The sequence below is a fragment of the Sinomonas notoginsengisoli genome, from assembly GCF_021554725.1.
Taxonomy (GTDB): domain Bacteria; phylum Actinomycetota; class Actinomycetes; order Actinomycetales; family Micrococcaceae; genus Sinomonas; species Sinomonas notoginsengisoli.
In genome coordinates, this window is record NZ_JAIZDP010000008.1 from 38,412 (window position 1) to 56,578 (window position 18,167).

Consider the following 18,167-nt stretch of genomic DNA (forward strand, 5'->3'; position numbering starts at 1 on the left):
GCGCGCCGTCGTGCGTCAGTCGCCGTCGCGGCAGGCCACCAGCTCAGCCAGCGGCACGCTGGCCCACAAACTCCAAGAGGGCGCCGGCGAGGAGCTCCGGTGCTGCCACATGGGCAATGTGCCCCTGGCCAGGCAGGACCGTGACTCGGACATCCTGAAAGAGCCCGGCGAGGCTCTCGAACCATGCCCGGCGCATTGAGTCCGTCGTTCCTCCGACCAGCAGCTGTACGGGTGCCGTGACGTCCTTGGTGGGCACCGGATCCGCACCGTGTACTCCCAGGGCCCGGAGTTCGCGGGAGATGGTGTGGACCGCGTCCACGCGGCCGCGCCAGCTGGGCTGGGCCTTGAGCGCGTCGAGGCCGGCCGGGTCAAGGCCGACGTTCTGCCGCATGAAGGCCTCGAGGGCCTCCTCCCGCTGCCCGGCGGCGACGAGCGCGTCGAGGTCGTCCAGGAACGTACTTGGAGCGAGCTCCATGCCAGCGGGCATGATCCCGCCCTCGTACAGGGTGAGGGCCGCGAGGTTCGGGATGCGCGGCGCGGCGTGCATCGCCACGTATCCGCCAAAGGAGTGGCCGTACACGTGCACCGGGCCGGGGAGCGCGGCGGCCACCGCTACGGCGTCGTCCACCTCGCGCTCGATCTCGTACCGCTCCGCATCCCCGCTTGCTCCGCGGCCGCGACGATCAATAACGGCGACCGTCATTGTCGGTGCGAGCAGCGGAATCACGCGGTCCCAGGCCGTGTGGTCCGCCGCCGTCCCGTGGATCGCGAGAAGGCTCGGCCCCTCGCCGGTGATCCACACGGCGATGGGCGTGCCGTCAGTCGAGGCGACGGTCTCACAGCGTGTCTGCATCATGGATCTTCCCCCGTCTGTGCGGCGCCGGCTCCGGCAGGCGTCCGCGAGGCCCCGTCCCAGAGCGCCGCGAGGGATCCAGCGACGCGGTCCGGCTCGAGCGCATGAGGCGGAGCGAGGTGGTTGCGGCCCTCGAAGACCTCGAGGCGGAAGTCATCGAAGACGCCCGCGAGCTTGGTGGCGATCTCCTCGAACTCGTCGGGGTTCGAGTCGCTGCCGAGGGCGTAGTACACCGGCGCAGCCAGGCCGGCGAGGGCGTTACGGTCGAGGTCGTAGGTTGCGAACGTGTCGAGGAATGCGAGGATCCCCGCAGGACGGTTGGCCATCCAGACGGGCGGATCTGCGGGGTCGAACGGCGGGTGGACTGCGATTCCTGGGCCGACCTGGAGGCCCAGGAAGGTGGGGACGAATTCGTGAGGCGGGAGGCTCCGCAACTCCTCGTAGCGGCGCCAGAGCCTCTCGTGCGGCTCGGTCCAGCCCCAGCTGCCCGCCCACGCGGGCTCGAACAGCGCGAGGCTCTCGAGGCGCCCGGGCACCCGGGCCGCCGTCGCGAGGGCCACGGCGCCGCCCCCTGAATACCCCACAAGGTGGAAGCGGTCCCAACCCCGCTCGTCGGCGAAGCGGAAGACGGCGGCGACCTCATCGTCGAGTGTGTACGCGGGCGGAGGGGTAGGGCCGGCGAAGACTTCGAGGTCCTTCGCCACGGCGTCCACATCAGGGCCAAGGGCGGTGAGGAGGGCCGAGAACTCGAGGGCAGCAGGGGCGCCGCCGCCCGGGAGGAGGATGACGCGGGGCTTGATGGTGTCCATGCCTTTCAGGGTGCGCGCGGCCCGGCGCTCTCGCATCGCGCGATCGCGCTATTCGAACCGTCGGGGCAGGAGTGCGGCTGGCGTCTGGGCCTCGGCCCAGAGCTGCGCGAGGGATGCGGCAATGCGATCGGGCTCGACGCGGTGCGGCGGATCGAAGTGATGGCGACCAGGGAAGACCTCAAGCCTAAAGCGCGGGAACACGCCGGAGAGCCGATCGGCGATCTCGTCGTACTCGTCCGGGTTGGATAGGGCGCCGAGGGCGAAGTACACGGGCCGATCGAAGCGGGCCAGAGCGTCCCTGTCGAGGTCGTAGGTCGCGAACGTGGCCATGAAGGCCCTGATCCCGGCGGGCCGCAGGGCCATCCACGGCGGCTGCTCCCCTCCGCCTGTCGGCAGACCGGCCGTGACACCCGGGCGGACGCCAAGCCGGACGAACTCGGCCATGAACTCCTCCTGTGGGAGGGCTTCGAGCTTCTGGTACCGGGCCCACAGATCATGATGGGCAGGGCTCCAGCCCCAGTTGCCGGCCCAGGCTGGCTCAAGCAGCGCAAGCGACTCGAGCATCTCTGGATGCTTCGCTGCAAACGCCAGCGCCGACGCGCCGCCCCCCGAGTACCCCACGAGGTGGAAGGTCTCCCACCCGAGCCCGCGGGCGGCGCGCACGACGCCGGCCACTTCAGTGTCGAGCGAATAGCCGGTCGGCGGGGTGGGACCGGAGTAGACCTCAAGGTCCTTCGCGACAGCGTGGACTCCGTCGCCGAGCCGGGCCCACAGGGCGCCGATGAGGGCGCCGTACGCTAGGGCCGCAGGCAGGACGCTGCCGGGGAGGAGGATGACGTGTTGTTCGGTGGTAGTTGTCATGGTGCAAGAATCGCCCGTAGGCCGGGGCAACACATCGCGCGATGCTTACGATGCTCGCGATCCGCGTGCAGCGGAGCCGCTCCAGGCGCCGTCGCGCGCCCACTGTACGGCAGCGACCCGCGGGTCCATGATCGACCCATGACGCGCCCGCTGAGGCTCGCGGAGTTCATCGCCGCGGTCTCCCTCGCCACCGATCTCGGCATGGGCCAGCCCCTTGAGCAAGGCCTCCGGACGTGCCTGGCCGCTCTCGAACTGGCAGAGGCGGCCGGCGTCGACCGCGACGCGCTGCCTGAGGTCTACTACACGGCGCTCCTGCGCTTCCTGGGCTGCACAGCGGACGCGCACGAGTCAGCGGAACTCGCGGGCGGCGACGAGATCGCCCTCCGTGCGGCCATCGCCCCGGTGCTCGGCGCCCCTCCGCGGGAGTTCCTGGGGGGCGTCGTGCCGTCCCTGGCGGCGGGGCTGGGGGCGCCGCGGCGGCTCCGGACGACGGCGGTGTTCCTCGCCACCGGGTCGGCGCGCATGCGCGCAGGCGTGCGTGCCCACTGCGAGGCGGCGGAGATGCTCGCGGTGCGGCTCGGGCTCCCCGAGGCAATCCGGCGATCCTTGGCCGCAACCTTCGAGACCTGGGACGGGCACGGCTTCCCGTCCGGGGTGGCCGGCGAGGACATCCCCCTGCCGGCGCGGATCGTGTTCTTGGCCCGGGACGTCGAGATCATCGGCAGGCTCCACGGTCCGGAAGCTCTCCGGACAGCGCTCCGGGACCGCGCCGGCCATTCGCTCGACCCGGCACTGGCGGACGTGGCCCGGCGTTCTCTCGACCGGCTGCTCGACGCCGCGCGCGCCGAGATGCCGTGGGAGGAGACACTGCGGCGTGAGCCCCGCCCCCTCGCGGAAATCCCTCACGAGCGCGTCGACGAGGTCCTCGAGGTGTTCGCCGACTTCGCCGACCTCAAGTGGCCCGCTCGGGCGGGCTTCTCACGGGACGTCGCCGCGCTCGCTTCCTCCGCTGCCCCGGACCACGCCGAGACGCTGCGCCGGACCGGGCTCGTCCAAGACCTCGGGCGCGTGGCCGTTCCGGGCGGGATCCACGGTTCGCCCGGCGACGACGAACGGATCCGCCTGCACCCGTACTACAGCGAGCGGATCCTCACCCGCGTCCCGGCCATGGCCCCGCTCGCGCGGATCGCCGGAATGCACCACGAGCGCCTCGACGGGTCCGGCTACTACCGCGGGGCTGCCGGTGCCGAGCTGCCCTGGGCGGCCCGCATCCTCGCGGCGGCAGACGCGTTCCGTGAGCTTCTAGTGCCTGCGTCCGGTCGACCCGACCCACCGCTCGCCCGGGCCGCCGATTCGCTCGCCCGCCAGGTGCCGCAGAAGCTCGACAGGGACGCCGTCGATGCCGTCCTCGCCGCCGCCGGCCTCCACCACCGGCGGTCGCGCCCGGGATGGCCGAGCGGGCTCACGGAGCGCGAGGTCGAGGTGCTGGGACTCATCTGCCGCGGCGCCACGAAGAAGGACGTCGCCGCGAAACTCGCGATCTCGCCGAACACCGCCGACCACCACGTGAGGCACATCTACACCAAGATCGGCGTCTCCTCGCGCGCCGCGGCGACGCTCTTCGCGGTCGAGCACGACCTCCTCTGAGCTTCGTACGCCCCTGCGGCGAGCGGACGCTGCGGCGAGCGGACGCTGCGGCGAGCGGACGCTGCGGCGAGCGCGCGCACGACGGCGCGGACCCGCCGTCGTGCGCGCCGAACCACGGCCGTCGGCGACCGGCTCAGTCGAGTTTGCGCGCGGCGTCGAGCTCGCGGGTGATCTGGCGCGAGCGCTCGGAGGCGGCCTTGGCGCCATCCGCGATGACCGCGGGGAGGCCGCGCTCGTCGAACACCCTGATGGCCTGCTCGGTGGTGCCATTGGGACTGGTCACGGCCCGACGGAGGGCCACCGGGTCCGCCCCCGGCTCGGCGAGCATCATGCCGGCACCGACCACTGTCTCGCGGGCCAGACGGAGCGACAGCTTGGGATCGAGTCCAAGGGCCTCGCCGGCCTTGGCCATGGCCTCGGCCAAGTAGAACACGTAGGCCGGGCCCGAGCCGCTCAACGCACCCACCGCCTCCATCTGCTCCTCGGGCACCTCCGCCACGATCCCGAGGCCCTTGAAGAGCTCCATGATCGTGGCAATGTGCTCCCGGGTCGCGTGGGTACCGCCCGAGAGGGCCACGACGCCCTTGCCGAGGCGGGCAGGGGTGTTGGGCATGGTGCGGATCACCGGCTGGCCCTGGGGGAGTTCACTCTCCAGCTGGGCGATCGGGACGGCTGCGGCCACACTCACCACTAGGGCCCCCGGCTCAAGCACGGGGGCAATCTCCCGTGCCACTGCGGCGACCCCCACCGGCTTGACCCCGATCACCACCACCGACGCCCCGCGAGCCGCCTGGGCGTTGGAGTCGCTCTCCTCCTCCCAGGCCATCACAGTGACGCCGTAGCGCTCGGCGATCTCGGTGGCGCTCTCCCGACGGCGGACCGTGGCGACGATGTCCGTCTTGGGGAATCCCCCTGCCAGCAGGCCGCCCATGATGGCCCCGTTCATTGAGCCGGTGCCGAGGAATGCGATCTGGTTGCTCATGTTCTCCATCCTGCCAGCAGGGACGCGCGGCCTGCACGCGAGGGTGGGGTGCATTCCCAGCCTTTTCCCATGCAGGACCCGGGTTCCTCCCAATGTCGGTCCCTACAGTAGTAACTACCTCACAGGGTGCGAGTGATGGGGCGGTCAGTCTCCCCCCAAGACTGACCGCCAGGCACTGGCAGTTCGGATGCATGGTCCCCTAACCTTCTCCGAACTGCCAGTGCCGAACCCTTTTAAGGGCCCAGTCAAGTTCCGACCCGGCGGAGAACGCGCGGGGCTAGATTCCGCCGCCGGCGTCGAGCTGGGCGCGATGGCCCAGGTGGGTCCGAGCGAACTCGAGGGTCTCGGCGAGCATCCGCTCCCTCTCACCCGTGACCTTGGCCTTGCGGGTGCTGATCTCGGCCACGATCACACCCTCGAACCCGTTCTGCGCCAGATGCGAGAGGCACTCGGCGACCCTCTGCGTCCCCTGTCCCGGCAGCAGGTGCTCGTCGCGGAAGGACCGCCCCGAGCCGTCGGTCAGGTGAACGTGCCTCAGGGTGCTCCCGAGGGCCTTGATCGCCGCGAGGCTGTCCTCGCGGGCGGTGGCGGCGTGCGAGAAGTCCCACGTGACGTCCTGGTACCCCTGGCCCACCGGATCCCAGTGCGGGAGATAGGCGAGCGTCTCGCGGCCACGGACGCGCCACGGGTACATATTCTCGACCGCGATCCGCACACCGTACGCGCCTGCCAGGTCACGGACGCCCTGCGCGAACGTCTCGGCATAGTTGCCCTGCCAGCGGAAGGGCGGGTGAACCACCACGGTGTCGCAGCCCACCTCGACCGCCATCTTGCAGGACTGGCTGATCTTGTTCCACGCGGAGCCCCAGACCTGCTGCGTCAGCAGGAGCGTCGGAGCGTGGATGGACACGATTGGCTGGTCGTAGCGCTGGGCGAGGTGGATGAGCTCGTCGGCACGCTGGCTCGTGGCGTTGTTCGTGACCATGACCTCCACGCCGTCGAACCCCAGATCCGCGGCGACGGCGAACGCGTCGTACACGCTGAGGGGATAGACGGATGCGCTCGATAGCGCAACTGGGATCTCGTTCCCGTTGTCGGATGGGCCGGAGAGCTCGGACGTCTCGATCTTGATCTCCTTTTCGGAGCTGTTGGAGGTGTTCACACGCGCGCCCTCGAAGGATGAAGGCTCTCGGAGCGCAGGCGCTCGCTCTGGATGGGGCCGACATGTGCGGGCGGCTCGAGCGGGCCGTCGAAGACGAGTTGGTCGAGCCGCCGGAGGATCAACCCCTCGCGCAGGGCCCAGGGGCAAATCTCCAACTCCTCTACCTCGAACAGCTCCATGGCGGCCTCGGCCACCAGCGCGCCAGCAAGGAGCTGCTGTGCGCGCGCTTCCGAGACTCCGGGGAGATGGACTCGGTCCGAGGCCGCCATGGCGGAGATCCGCTGCGCCCAGAGGCCGAGATCCGTCCTCTGCAGAATGCGCCGCACATAGGGTCCGGCGCCAGACGGCGCGGCCCCGGCGATGCGTGCAAGCGAACGGAACGTCTTCGACGTCCCGGTGACGAGGTTGGGTGCGCCGAGCTTCCCGAAGCCCTTGACTGCCGGCCGTAGAGTGTCGCGGATGTACTTGCGCACGTCCTTGATGCTCTTGGCTGTCGGCGGGTCCTCCGGCAGCCAGTCACGGGTGAGGCGCTGAGCGCCGAGCGGAACGGACGTTGCGATTGCGGGGAGGGAGTCGTGGCCCATGGCCATCTCGAACGACCCACCGCCGATGTCGAAGTCGAGGATCGTGCCGGCGCCCCAGCCATACCAGCGGCGCACCGCGAAGAAGGTCATCGCGGCCTCCTCGGATCCTGTGAGCTCCTGCATCGTCACATTGGCTTCCCGCCGCACGCGCTCAAGGACTGCATCCCCGTTGGTCGCCTCGCGGATGGCCGAGGTGCAGAAGGCCAGCAGGTCCTCGGCGTTGTGCCGACCGGCGAAGGCCCAGGCCTCCTTCACAAAGGCAATCAGCTCCGACTGGCCCTTCTCGCTGACGCTACCATCCGGCGCGAGGTACCTGACGAGGGACAGCGGCCGCTTGTGGGAGGCGTAGGCGACAGGCTGCGCACCCGGGTGGGCGTCCACCAGGAGCAGGTGCACGGTGTTCGAACCGATGTCGAGGACGCCTAGCCGCATGAGCCCATTATTCCCCGCCGACCGCTCCCGGTGTCTCCCCCGGCTCAGTCTCCCCGGGCTGTGCCGGACGGAAGTCGCGCAGGACGGCGGCGACGTGCTCGGTGCTCAGCTCGAACCCGTAGGCGCTGCCCGGGTTGAGGACGAGTCCCAGTTCGCTGCCGAGGTTCTGCAGAAGCAGTGCGCCCTCCGTCTCGACCACCGTCGGCGCGTGCTCGAGGAAGTCGGGGCGGATGCGCTGGCGGTGCGTGAACGCGGCCACCACCGGCTTCCCTTCGCCGTTGTTCAGCACGAGCGGCTCGACGTACTCGGTTTCCCCCGGCACCGGCTCCGGCACTAGCAGGAACACGAAGCTGTTCAGGAACACGAGGATCGACTCCTGGCCCGCATCCTCGGTACCGGCCTCCGTCGCTGCGCGGAGGGACTCCTCGAGTTCTGTCAGCGGGACCGGGTCCACGTGCGGGGGCACAGCCTGGCCCGGAGCGGACGACGCCGCGTCCGCACCCGAGGTGGCCGGCTCGCCATCATGCGTGCTCACTTCGCACCGGCCTTGGTTCGCCCGGCGGCGGTCCGCCGTGCTGGCTTCTTGGCCGGGCCCTTGGCGCGCTTCTCCGCGAGGAGCTCGACGGCGCGCTCGCGCGTGAGCTCCTCGATCGCCGTGGCCCTCGGGACCGTAATGTTGGTGACCCCGTCGGTGATGTACGGGCCGAATCGGCCCTCCTTCACCACGATCGGCTTGCCCGAGGTCGGGTCCTCGCCGAACTCCGCGAGGGCCGACGCCGCGGTGCGACCGCCACGGGCCTTGGGCTGCGAGTAGATCTCGAGGGCCTGCTCAAGGGTGATCGTGAAGATCTCCTCCTCGCTCCCGATGGACCGGGAGTCCGTGCCCTTCTTCAGGTAAGGGCCGAACCGGCCGTTCTGGACGGTGATGGTGTTGCCCTCGGCGTCCTCGCCGAGACGCCGTGGGAGCGTCAGGAGCTGGAGCGCCTGCTCGAGCGTGACCGTCTCGAGGCTCATGGACGTGAACAGGGAGGCCGTGCGGGGCCGGACCTTGGCTGGCTTCTTCGGGGGCTTGGGCTTGCCGTTCTTGTAGTACTCGACCGGTTGGGCCGCGAGCTGCTCGGGCGTCATCTCCGGGATAACCTCGGTGACGTACGCGCCGTAGCGGCCGTTCTTCGCCACGATCTGATGGCCGGTATGGGGGTCGGTTCCGAGCACACGCTCCTCGGGACCAGCGCTCTCCATGAGCTCGAGCGCCTTCTCGGCGGTGAGCTCGTCCGGCGCGAGGTCCTCGGGTACGTTGGCCCGCTCGGGCACGGCGCCCTCGGGCGCATCGGCCGGAAGCGGCTTCTCGAGGTACGGGCCGTACTTGCCCACGCGCAGCACGATCCCGGGGGCGATCTCCACCGAGTTCACTTCGCGCGCATCGATCTCGCCGAGACCGTTGACGATCGTCGTGAGGCCCGGGCTCGTCGCGTCCCCGAAGTAGAAGTGGCTCAGCCAGTCTGACCCGGCCGCCTCGCCTGCGGCGATGCGGTCGAGGTCCTCCTCCATCTCCGCGGTGAAGTCGTAGTCCACGTAGTTGCCGAAGTACTCCTCGAGGAGGCGCACCACGGAGAACGCGATCCAGCTCGGCACAAGCGCTGTGCCGCGTGACCGCACGTAGCCGCGGTCCATGATCGTGGAGATCGTGGCCGCGTACGTCGAAGGTCGGCCGATGCCCCGCTCCTCGAGCGTCTTGACGAGCGAGGCCTCGGTGTATCGCGGGGGCGGGGATGTCTGGTGGCCGTTCGAGGTGATCTCGAGCGCGTCGAGGGACTGCCCCTTGGCGAGGACGGGCAGCCGGCCGCCCTCGCCAGAGCCTGTGGGCCGGTTGGCTCCGTTCACTGCGCTCTCTGTGTCTTCGCGGACCTCGTCCCGGCCCTCCTCGTAGGCGGCGAGGAAGCCGCGGAACGTGATGACGGTCCCCGAGGCCGCGAACTCGGCGTCCCGGCCCGCGGCCTCGCCGGAGACTGCGGTGGCGCCGAGCCGGACGGTCGCGGTGGAGCCCTTAGCGTCCTCCATCTGAGAGGCAACTGTGCGCTTCCAGATGAGCTCGTAGAGGCGGAACTCGTCGCCGGAGAGCCGCTTGGCAACCTGGGCCGGTGTCCGGAAGGAGTCACCGGCGGGGCGGATCGCCTCGTGGGCCTCCTGGGCGTTCTTGGCCTTCGACGCATACACGCGGGGGCGGCCCGGAACATACTCGGACCCATACAGCTCTGAGGCCTGGCGCCGCGCAGCCGTGACGGCCTGGTCGGACAGTGCCGTCGAATCCGTACGCATGTAGGTGATGTAGCCGTTCTCGTACAGGCGCTGGGCCACCTGCATCGTCACCCGCGAGGAGAAGCGCAGCTTGCGCGCAGCCTCCTGTTGGAGCGTCGAGGTGGTGAAGGGCGCCGCCGGACGGCGAGTGTAGGGCTTCTCCTCGACAGAGCGGACCGCGAATGCGGCACCGTCGAGGCCCTCGGCGAGCGCGGTGGCTGTTGCCTCCGTGAGGAGTTCCGCGTTCTTCGCCGTGAGCCGGCCTCGGTCATCGAAGTCGCGGCCGGTGGCCACCTTCTTGCCGTCCACCTGCGCGAGGCGGGCCTGGAAGCTCTGGGGGCGCCCGCCTTCACCGGCTACGCCGATGTGCGCACCTTCCGCCTCCGCCACGGGGGCGAGCGTCGCCACGAGGTCCCAGTAGCTCGCGGTGCGGAATGCCATGCGCTCACGCTCACGCTCCACCACAAGGCGCGTCGCGACCGACTGCACACGCCCGGCCGAGAGCCCGCCTGCCACCTTCCGCCACAGCACGGGGGAGATCTCGTAGCCGTAGAGCCGGTCGAGGACGCGGCGGGTCTCCTGGGCGTCGACGAGCGACTCGTCGACATCGCGCAGCTCGGCCATCGCGCGCTGAATGGCCTCCTTGGTGATTTCGGGGAAGGTGAGGCGGTGCACGGGCACCTTGGGCTTGAGGACCTCGAGCAGGTGCCACGCGATGGCCTCGCCCTCGCGGTCACCGTCGGTGGCGAGATAGAGCTCGTCAGCATCCTTGAGCTTGGCCTTGAGCTCGGCGACCTTCTTCTTCTTGTCAGGGGAGACCACATAGTAGGGCTCGAACCCGTTGTCGATGTCGACGGCGAACTTGCCCAGTGACGTTTTCTTCAGCTCAGGGGGGAGGTCTGAGGGCTGCGGGAGGTCGCGGATGTGGCCCATGGAGGCGTCGACCTCGAAGCCGTCGCCCAGGTACTGGGCGATCGTCTTGCTCTTGGCCGGCGACTCCACGATCACGAGCTTCTTGCCGGTTCTAGCCTTCGTGGCCACGGTACTCCTCGCCAAACTTCCTCAGAACTCCCGCGCTTCGGGAACCGGGCTGGGCCGGACGCCTGGGCGCGAGGGGAGCGCGGCAGGTGGCCGCGCAATTCCCTAGTTCACCATACGACGACGGTCCTGATGCAAGCCGAGGCCCGTCGCATGTGGACAGTCGGCAGTCTTCACGAGTCCGCGACCGAGGCCTTCTGCCCTGCCTTGGTGCCAGCTCCGACGCTCGCCGCCGCGGTGGCCTCGGTGCCCGCGGCAGGCAGGCCGGCCCCCGCGCTGCGCCCACTGGACTTCCGCCCTGTGGTCTGGGGTGCCACCGGCTTCGAGGACTCGCGCACCTCAGGGAGCATCGACCAGACGAAGTACATCCGCTCGGCGTCGGTTCCCTCCTGGGGCTCCTCGAGTTCGAACTCGTCCAGAAGCTCGAGCATCCGCTGCTTGAACCTTGCCCGCTGCTCGAGGGTGAGCTTGATGACATTGCCGGAGATCATCATGACCGGCGACTCGTCCGGCTCCCCCTTCCGGCGTGCAGTCTCGCGGTGTCTGGCATGGCTCGCGATCCGGGTCCGCAGCGACTCGATCTCCATGTCCACGATCGCGAGGCCGGGCGTCTGCCCGGTGGTCGCCGTATCGAGGTTGAGGTCGGTGCCCGCGGCCTTCCAGCGCCGCTCACGACCATCGCCGTCGCTCGGCGCATCGACGACGATTCCCCACTTCTTCAGCGCGCGCAGGTGATAGCTCATGGCGCTCGGGGTAAGCCCTGTGAATGCGGCGAGTTCGGTAGCCGTACGGCTCTCCTGGCTCGAGTAGAGCTCGTTGATGGCCTCAAGCCGGGCGGCGTGGGCCAGGGCGCGGATGGCCTTGGGGTCCGTGATGCGGACGGGGTTCTCGCTGCGCGAGCTGCGCTTCTTGTCAGTCATGCCGCTTTTCGCCGTATTTCGTCGTGCCGATCTTGCTGTGTAATAAACGCCACACAAGGGGCGATGTCAAGCTGTTTTTTCAGGGTTTCCCCCGGTGCTGCCGTCGCTCACCCTCTGGCGCCGTCCTCCGACTCCCGCGCATGGAGTACGCCGGGAATCAGGAAGCCGTCCGCGACGAGGTTGGCCGCCTCCGCGAGGAGGCCCGAGCGGAACCCTGGCTCGTCCCGATTCAGGAGCGCCGCGAGGGCCGACGCGATTTGTCCGGCCGTCAGCTCGCCGTCGCACGCCGAGACGAAGCCTGCAAGTTCGGTGCTCATGAGATTCGTCCGGCGGAATCCCGCTCCCTGCCGCAGGAGGATGACGCCGGGGTGCTCGGCGCCCGGTCGCTGGTGGCGCTCCTCGGTGACGTCTGCGGCAACAACCAGCCGCTCACGAGCCAGGTCCGGGTGTGAGGCGAGCCAGTCAGCACGCTCGACGGCAGCGGCCCAGTGGGGCCCTATCGGCTGCTCGAGCGGATGTGTGAGCTCCTCGAAGCGGTCCAGCCATGCCTGGCCCGGGGCGGGGCGGCGGAGCCAGAGTGCGCCGAAGCCGATCGAGGCTGTGCCGCGGGACGCGAAGTCCGCCAGATACGCGGCATAAGCCGCCTCATAGGAGTGCGGCTCGCGGTGCTGTGACACGTCGGCGAGCCACGTCTCGGCGTACTGGCCCGGATCCACCTCTTCGCGCTCGAGCACCCAGGCGTCCACGCCCTCGGGCACCCAGGCACGGACGCGCTCGTGCCATGCGGATCCTGCGGGGATCTCCCAGTTGCCCAGCATCTGAGCGGTTCCGCACTCCGCGAGGACCTCCCCCATGCCCGCTACCACAGTGGCCACGAGCTGGTCCCCGGGCAGGCCGCCGTCCCGGTAGGTGAACTGGTCCTCGGCGCGCTCCTGCGAGGTGCGCGGCGTGATGACGAATGGAGGGTTGGAGACCACGAGGTCGAACCGCTCTCCCGCAACGGGTTCGAGGAGCGAGCCCTTCCGCAGCTCGACCCGGTCCTCGGGACGCTCCGGGTCGATTTCAAGGGTGTGCGCGTTCAGGAGGAGATTGAAGCGCGTGAACGCCAGCGCGCGGTCCGAGATGTCAGTCGCGACCACATGGCGAGCATGGCCGAGCAGGTGGAACGTCTGGATCCCGCACCCGGTGCCGAGGTCCAGGGCACGGTCCACCCGGCGCCGAGCGGTGGTCTGGACGAGGGTGGTGGAGGCCTGGCCGATGCCCAGCACGTGGTCCGTGCGCAGTACCCCCTCGCGCTGGTGCGCCGCAAGGTCGGACGCGACCCAGACTTCCTTCTGTCCGCCCTCGGCGTCCCACGCATAGGGGCGGAGGTCGACGGCGGCGGCGAGGGCGCCGTCGGGTGCCCAGCCGTGGTGCTCGGAGCCGTCCGGGACCGGCTCCGCGAGCCCGAGCGCGAGGAGCCCCTCCGAGCGGGTGCGCGGAAGGACGTCGTCGACCGCCGTGGCCGGCAACGGACAGGCCAGCAGGAAGAAGCGCACGAGCGCGCCGAGTGGTTCCCCGGCCGGGTCCTCGGCTGCGGCGCGGGTCGCCACGAGCGCCGGAACGATCTGGTCGCGTGCGAGGGCTGCATGAGCCTCGTGGCCCAAGAGGTCTGCGACGGCATCGACGGTGTAATCCGCCATGGCGAAGTCCTCGGCGAGAGCGCGCAGGAGCTCCGGACGGTCGAAGGCGGGGGCGGCGATCTGCGGGCGGGTCACCTAGGAAGTCTAGGCGGGCTGTGCGAGGCCTCGGGACCGAAGCACAATGGTGGCATGGGCAGAGGCGGGACGAGCCAATGACGGCCTCTTCCAGGGAGTGCACGCGCAGGCGGACCCGCACGCGCCTGTGCCTAGCGCTAGCTGCCGCGGTGTTCGCGTCCGCCCCCCTCACGGGCTGCGCGTACTCCTATGACGACGGGCAGGCGCCGCTCGGGCAGCGGCGCGCTGCAGCGAGCGCCTCCGCGGCTGCCTCCGAACAGGCATCGGCCTCGGCGGCCGCGGCAGAGATCGCGCGTCAGTCCCGCATCCAGCGCGAGCTGGCCGCGAGAGCGCCCCTGGACCGGCTCCTCGCCGGTCCGGCCCTCCAAGAGTGGTCCAACCTCATGCTCCCGGACGTTTCGGGGCAGTCCCTCGGCTTCAGCGCGGACGCCGTGTGGCCCGACAAGGACGCTCCCGGAATGAGCGCGGACACTGGGACTGGTCCGGCGACACTGCACTTTGCCTGCCGCGGGATTGGGCTCGCGGCGGTAAGGGTGACAGGCGATGGGGTGGAGCTTCTCAGTACGACGTTCGCGTGCAACCGGGCCTGGTCGCGGCACCTTGAGGTCCCGGCGTCCGGACACCTCGACGTGCAGTTCAGTTCCGCTGGGGACACGGCGTCGAACGTGGCCTACAGGCTCACACGGCCGTGAGGCCCGTGGGATCACGCTATGCAGCCATCCGGGCAGCGGAGAGTCTCGGGCGATGCCGCACAGTCCGAGCAGTAGAGCGTGAGCTGCCGGCAGGCCGGATCGGAGCAGTTGTGGAACTCGCTGGTGGGGGCGTCGCAGCGGATGCACCGGCCCATGGTGGTGGCTTCCTCGCTGAACTCGAGGTGCATCCGGCGGTCGAAGACGTAGAGGGAACCCTCCCACAGGCCCCCATCCTTGAACGTCTCCCCGTAGCGCACGATCCCGCCGTCGAGCTGGTAGACCTCCCGGAAGCCGCGGCGGCGCATGTGCGCCGTGAGCACCTCGCACCGGATGCCTCCAGTGCAGTACGTGACGACCGGGCGGTGTTTGAGGTCGTCGTACTTTCCGGAGTCTAGTTCCGCGAGGAAGTCGTGCGTCGTGGACGTGTCGGGAACTACCGCGCCCTTGAACCGTCCGATCTGCGCCTCGAAGGCGTTCCGCCCGTCGAAGAACACCACTTCGCGTCGCGGATCGCCGTCTTCGGCTCCTGTGGCGACGAGCTCATGGAGCTCGTGGGGGCTCAGCCTGGCACCTCCGCCCACGACGCCGCCCGGACCCACCTCGAGCTCGTCCGGGGCACCGAATGACACGAGTTCCGGGCGGACCTTCACCGAGAGGCGGGGGAAATCCTCGGCAGTGCCCTCGGACCACTTCACGTCGATGTCCCGGAAGCCCGGGTACTCCTTGGTGGCGCGGACGTAGCGTTTGACGGCGTCCAGTTCGCCCCCAGCGGTCGCGTTGATCCCGTCTCTGGAGACGATGATGCGGCCCTTCAGGCCGAGACCCTCGCACAGCGTCCGCTGCCACAGCCTGACCGCCTCGGGATCGGGAAGAGGGGTGAAGCAGTAGAACAGGACGATACGGTGCAGAGCCACCCATCAAGGGTACCGGGGCGGCGGGGACTGGGGCGGGTGACAGTTCTGTCACAGCCCTTATCAGGCTCCTCTGGTACCGGTTATCGTCATGGCTATGGGAGAGGCATCGCTGAGCGAACTTCTGGGTATCTGGGTCGAGGGCTGGGCCTCCACGCGCCACTATCCTGTGCAGGATCTGGGGGCGTTCAAGACGGTTCAGCTGACCGACAAGTCCGGCGACTGGGAAGCCTTCGCCGCCAACCCGAACGAGCAGGAGTTCGCAGACCTCGCGTCGTTCATCGCAGAGGCGCCGCAGCGCCTGCTCACTGTCCTGACGGACGATCTCCCGGCATACCGCGGACTCGCCGGGAAGCACAGCCTGGCCGAGCTCGCCGCCGATCAGGAGCTCATGATCATGGACTTCGAGGGCAAGGACGTCGAGTCGCCGTGGCTCAATGACGACGAGCTCAAGCTGACCACCGAGTACGAGGACCACAGCGCGACCGTCACTGTGGCGACGACCGACGGCACGCTTGCAGCACGTGGGCACGTTGCCGTGGCCCATGGTTACGCGGTCTTCGACCGGATCATTACCGAGCCGGACTTCCGCCGCCGTGGCCTCGGCAGCTTCGTGATGCGCGCCCTCACCGCCGCGATGAGCGAGCATGACCTCGATCAGGGACTCCTGATCGCCTCGACCGATGGACAGCACCTCTACCACCACCTTGGCTGGAGCGACGTCTCGGGCGTGCTGATCCTGACCAACCCCGGGAACCTGAAGGGTGGCTCGCTGTCCGACTGAGGGAACGCTGCTCCGCTCAGGGGCGGGACGCGAATGCAGTACTGGCAGAATGCTCCCGTGGCCGCGCATGATTCTCTCCTCTCCTTCCTCGGCCGGGTCCCGGCCCCCGAGGAGCTACGACATCTGCGCACCATCCCCGCGCGTCCTGCCCGCCATGGCGAGTGGCCGGCATGGGCACACGCGGACCTGATCGGCGCGTACGAGCGCTTGGGGATCCACCTGCCCTACACCCATCAGGCTGAGGCCGCCGACCTCGCCCACTCCGGCCGCCACGTCGTGCTCGCGACGGGCACTGCCTCCGGAAAGTCCCTTGCGTACCAACTGCCGGCCCTCGACGCGGTCCATCGGTCCGAGCTGAGGATCACCGCAGAGCCGGGCCGGATCCACCACGACGGCGCCGCGGTCCTGTACCTGTCTCCCACCAAGGCGCTCGCCGCCGACCAGCTCACCGCGATCCGGGCGCTTGGGCTCCAGACTGTTCGGGCCGAGACCTACGACGGCGACACGGAGCAGGCCGCCCGGCGCTGGATCCGCGACCATGCGAACGTCATCCTCGCCAATCCGGACATGCTGCATTTCGGGATCCTGCCGAACCATGCGTGGTGGTCGTCGTTCTTCCGACGTCTGCAGTTCGTGGTGATCGACGAGGCCCACTCGTACCGAGGCGTCTTCGGCTCGCACGTTGCCAACCTCCTGCGACGCCTGCGGCGCATCTGCGAGCACTACGGGTCGTCCCCCGTCTTCATTGCGGCATCGGCGACTTCGGGTGACCCTGAGGGGTCGGTCAGTCGCCTGATCGGGAACGAGGTCACAGCCGTCACGGACGACGGCTCGCCCCATGGAGCCACCGAAGTCGCTTTCTGGGAACCGGCACTCACTGAGGCAAGAGGGGAGAACGGAGCTCCGCAGAGGCGGACAGCGATCGCCGAGACGGCGGACCTCCTCGCGAACCTCGTCTCAGCGCGTGTCCGCACGATCGCCTTCATCAAGTCCCGCCGCGGTGCGGAGGCCATCTCGTCGATCACACAGCGGCTCCTCAATGAGGTGGACCCCAGCCTTCCGGCTCGGATCGCGGCGTACCGCTCGGGCTACCTGCCAGAAGAGCGTCGCGAGCTCGAGCGACGCCTCCGTTCCGGTGAGCTGCTGGGTGTCGCAAGTACCTCTGCCCTCGAGCTGGGCATCGACATCTCCGGGCTCGATGCCGTACTCGTGGCCGGCTGGCCGGGGACCAGGGCCTCCCTGTTCCAGGAGATTGGGAGGGCAGGGCGTGCAGGCCAGGACGCGCTGGCCGCCTTCGTTGCGAGCGACGACCCCCTCGACACCTACCTCGTGAACCACCCCGAGGCCATCTTCGACACCTCGGTCGAGGCGACAGTTCTGGATCCCTCGAATCCCTACGTGCTTGGCCCGCACCTGTGCGCCGCCGCGGCGGAGAAGCCGCTCGCGCCGAACGATCTGGAGCTCTTCGGCCCACCGGCGGAAGCCCTGCTGGGCCAGCTGGAAGCTCAGGGCTACCTGCGCCGGCGCCCCTCCGGGTGGTACTGGACCCATCCGGAGAGCGCGGCCGGCATGGTCAGCCTCCGGGGCGATGGCGGCGGGCCGGTGAGCATCATCGACGCCGAGACTGGGCAGCTCTTAGGCTCGATGGATTCTCCCCAGACCCACTACCAGGCGCATCAGGGGGCGATCTACGTGCATCAGGGCGCCAGCTACTTGGTCGAAGAGCTCAATGAGGCTGAGCACTGTGTGGTGGCACGCAGGGTGAATCCGGACTATTACACGACAGCGCGGGACATCACGACCATTGAGGTACTCACTGAGCTTCGCTCCCAGCAATGGGGGCCCATCGGTGTCCGCTTCGGCGAGGTGCGTGTGACCACGCAGGTCGTCTCCTTCCAACGCAAGGCGATCGTGTCGAACGAGGTCCTCGGCGAAGAGCCCCTCGATCTCGGTGCCCGGGACCTGGTCACGAAGGCGGTGTGGCTCACCATCCCCGAGCCGACGTTGGCGGCGGCGGGCCTCATCGCCGGGCAGTTCCCGGGGGCTCTGCACGCCGCTGAGCACGCGTCGATCGGACTCCTGCCACTCGTAGCATCAAGCGACCGGTGGGATGTGGGCGGCGTTTCCACTGCGCTACACGCCGACACTGAACAGCCCACCATCTTCGTCTACGACGGACACCCTGGCGGGGCCGGCTTCGCTGAGCGAGGCTATGACCGCATGCGCACGTGGCTCGGGGCAACCAAGGATGCGATCGAGGCCTGCGAATGCGACGCCGGCTGCCCCTCATGCGTGCAGAGCCCGAAGTGCGGCAACAAGAACAACCCACTCGACAAGGCGGGGGCGGTGGCCCTCCTCTCAGCGGTCCTCAGGCAGGCGAGCCTCGCCGATGAGATGGTAGGGGTACGGGCGCAGGGCGGCTGACCCCCGGGGCTTT

At 69.3% G+C, this 18,167-nt stretch carries 15 protein-coding genes; 4 read left to right on the forward strand and 11 right to left on the reverse strand.

Annotated elements, in window-relative coordinates:
- Positions 1–43: 43 nt before the first annotated feature.
- The 3 genes from LF262_RS13065 to LF262_RS13075 are packed head-to-tail and all read right to left on the reverse strand — an operon-like array spanning position 44 to position 2,523.
- On the reverse strand, positions 44–856 hold the full coding sequence (locus LF262_RS13065) for an alpha/beta fold hydrolase (protein ID WP_235780839.1): 813 nt from the start codon (positions 854–856) through the stop codon (positions 44–46).
- Positions 853–1,662 (reverse strand): alpha/beta fold hydrolase, encoded by an 810-nt coding sequence (locus LF262_RS13070; RefSeq protein ID WP_235780840.1) that lies wholly within the window; start codon positions 1,660–1,662, stop codon positions 853–855. Before LF262_RS13070 ends, LF262_RS13065 begins: the two co-directional genes overlap by 4 nt.
- 48 nt (positions 1,663–1,710) lie before the next feature.
- Entirely contained in the window at positions 1,711–2,523 is an 813-nt protein-coding gene (locus tag LF262_RS13075; protein WP_235780841.1) for an alpha/beta fold hydrolase, read from the reverse strand.
- A gap of 138 nt (positions 2,524–2,661) precedes the next feature.
- On the opposite strand from LF262_RS13075, the gene LF262_RS17235 reads away from it, so the two are divergent.
- Positions 2,662–4,170 (forward strand): HD domain-containing phosphohydrolase, encoded by a 1,509-nt coding sequence (locus tag LF262_RS17235; RefSeq protein ID WP_372462778.1) that lies wholly within the window; start codon positions 2,662–2,664, stop codon positions 4,168–4,170.
- A 133-nt stretch (positions 4,171–4,303) separates the two neighbouring features.
- On the opposite strand, the gene proC is transcribed toward LF262_RS17235, so the two are convergent.
- The 7 genes from proC to LF262_RS13120 form a co-directional block, all read right to left on the reverse strand.
- Positions 4,304–5,152 (reverse strand): pyrroline-5-carboxylate reductase, encoded by an 849-nt coding sequence (gene proC / locus LF262_RS13090; protein ID WP_235780842.1) that lies wholly within the window; start codon positions 5,150–5,152, stop codon positions 4,304–4,306.
- A gap of 277 nt (positions 5,153–5,429) precedes the next feature.
- Positions 5,430–6,278: a sugar phosphate isomerase/epimerase family protein gene (locus tag LF262_RS13095; RefSeq protein WP_235780912.1), complete on the reverse strand. Its 849-nt coding sequence runs from the start codon at positions 6,276–6,278 to the stop codon at positions 5,430–5,432.
- A gap of 32 nt (positions 6,279–6,310) precedes the next feature.
- Entirely contained in the window at positions 6,311–7,330 is a 1,020-nt protein-coding gene (locus tag LF262_RS13100) for a Ppx/GppA phosphatase family protein (protein ID WP_235780843.1), read from the reverse strand.
- 7 nt (positions 7,331–7,337) lie between these two features.
- Positions 7,338–7,865, reverse strand: coding sequence for an SseB family protein (locus LF262_RS13105; protein WP_235780844.1), 528 nt, complete (start codon positions 7,863–7,865; stop codon positions 7,338–7,340).
- Positions 7,862–10,669 carry a type I DNA topoisomerase gene (gene topA / locus LF262_RS13110; RefSeq protein ID WP_235780845.1) on the reverse strand — a complete coding sequence of 936 codons (2,808 nt, stop codon included), beginning with the start codon at positions 10,667–10,669 and terminating at the stop codon, positions 7,862–7,864. Before topA ends, LF262_RS13105 begins: the two co-directional genes overlap by 4 nt.
- 170 nt (positions 10,670–10,839) lie before the next feature.
- A complete protein-coding gene (locus tag LF262_RS13115; RefSeq protein ID WP_235780846.1) occupies positions 10,840–11,586 on the reverse strand; it encodes an ArsR/SmtB family transcription factor in 747 nt (248 codons plus the stop codon).
- A gap of 107 nt (positions 11,587–11,693) precedes the next feature.
- Positions 11,694–13,268 (reverse strand): DUF7059 domain-containing protein, encoded by a 1,575-nt coding sequence (locus LF262_RS13120; RefSeq protein ID WP_235780913.1) that lies wholly within the window; start codon positions 13,266–13,268, stop codon positions 11,694–11,696.
- A gap of 152 nt (positions 13,269–13,420) precedes the next feature.
- Here LF262_RS13120 and LF262_RS13125 point away from each other — a divergent pair, with 152 nt between their 5' ends.
- Positions 13,421–14,035 carry a hypothetical protein gene (locus LF262_RS13125; protein ID WP_235780847.1) on the forward strand — a complete coding sequence of 205 codons (615 nt, stop codon included), beginning with the start codon at positions 13,421–13,423 and terminating at the stop codon, positions 14,033–14,035.
- A gap of 11 nt (positions 14,036–14,046) precedes the next feature.
- Here the strand turns inward: LF262_RS13125 and trhO are convergent, their stop codons facing one another.
- Positions 14,047–14,949, reverse strand: coding sequence for an oxygen-dependent tRNA uridine(34) hydroxylase TrhO (gene trhO / locus LF262_RS13130; protein ID WP_235780848.1), 903 nt, complete (start codon positions 14,947–14,949; stop codon positions 14,047–14,049).
- A gap of 94 nt (positions 14,950–15,043) precedes the next feature.
- Between trhO and LF262_RS13135 the strand changes: the two genes are divergently transcribed.
- Both LF262_RS13135 and sftH read left to right on the forward strand, forming a co-directional pair.
- Complete coding sequence (locus tag LF262_RS13135) at positions 15,044–15,730, forward strand: GNAT family N-acetyltransferase (protein WP_235780849.1); 687 nt, start codon at positions 15,044–15,046, stop codon at positions 15,728–15,730.
- Between the two features lie 57 nt (positions 15,731–15,787).
- Entirely contained in the window at positions 15,788–18,154 is a 2,367-nt protein-coding gene (sftH, locus tag LF262_RS13140; RefSeq protein WP_235780850.1) for a DEAD/DEAH box helicase, read from the forward strand.
- Positions 18,155–18,167 lie beyond the last annotated feature (13 nt).

Coding starts and splice junctions, on each gene's coding strand:
- LF262_RS17235 (WP_372462778.1), top strand. CDS start 2,662: ATGACGCGCCCGCTGAGGCTCGCGGAGTTCATCGCCGCGGTCTCCCTC.
- LF262_RS13075 (WP_235780841.1), bottom strand. CDS start 2,523: ATGACAACTACCACCGAACAACACGTCATCCTCCTCCCCGGCAGCGTC.
- LF262_RS13135 (WP_235780849.1), top strand. CDS start 15,044: ATGGGAGAGGCATCGCTGAGCGAACTTCTGGGTATCTGGGTCGAGGGC.
- LF262_RS13070 (WP_235780840.1), bottom strand. CDS start 1,662: ATGGACACCATCAAGCCCCGCGTCATCCTCCTCCCGGGCGGCGGCGCC.
- LF262_RS13115 (WP_235780846.1), bottom strand. CDS start 11,586: ATGACTGACAAGAAGCGCAGCTCGCGCAGCGAGAACCCCGTCCGCATC.
- LF262_RS13120 (WP_235780913.1), bottom strand. CDS start 13,268: ATGGCGGATTACACCGTCGATGCCGTCGCAGACCTCTTGGGCCACGAG.
- LF262_RS13125 (WP_235780847.1), top strand. CDS start 13,421: ATGACGGCCTCTTCCAGGGAGTGCACGCGCAGGCGGACCCGCACGCGC.
- LF262_RS13100 (WP_235780843.1), bottom strand. CDS start 7,330: ATGCGGCTAGGCGTCCTCGACATCGGTTCGAACACCGTGCACCTGCTC.
- LF262_RS13065 (WP_235780839.1), bottom strand. CDS start 856: ATGATGCAGACACGCTGTGAGACCGTCGCCTCGACTGACGGCACGCCC.
- proC (WP_235780842.1), bottom strand. CDS start 5,152: ATGAGCAACCAGATCGCATTCCTCGGCACCGGCTCAATGAACGGGGCC.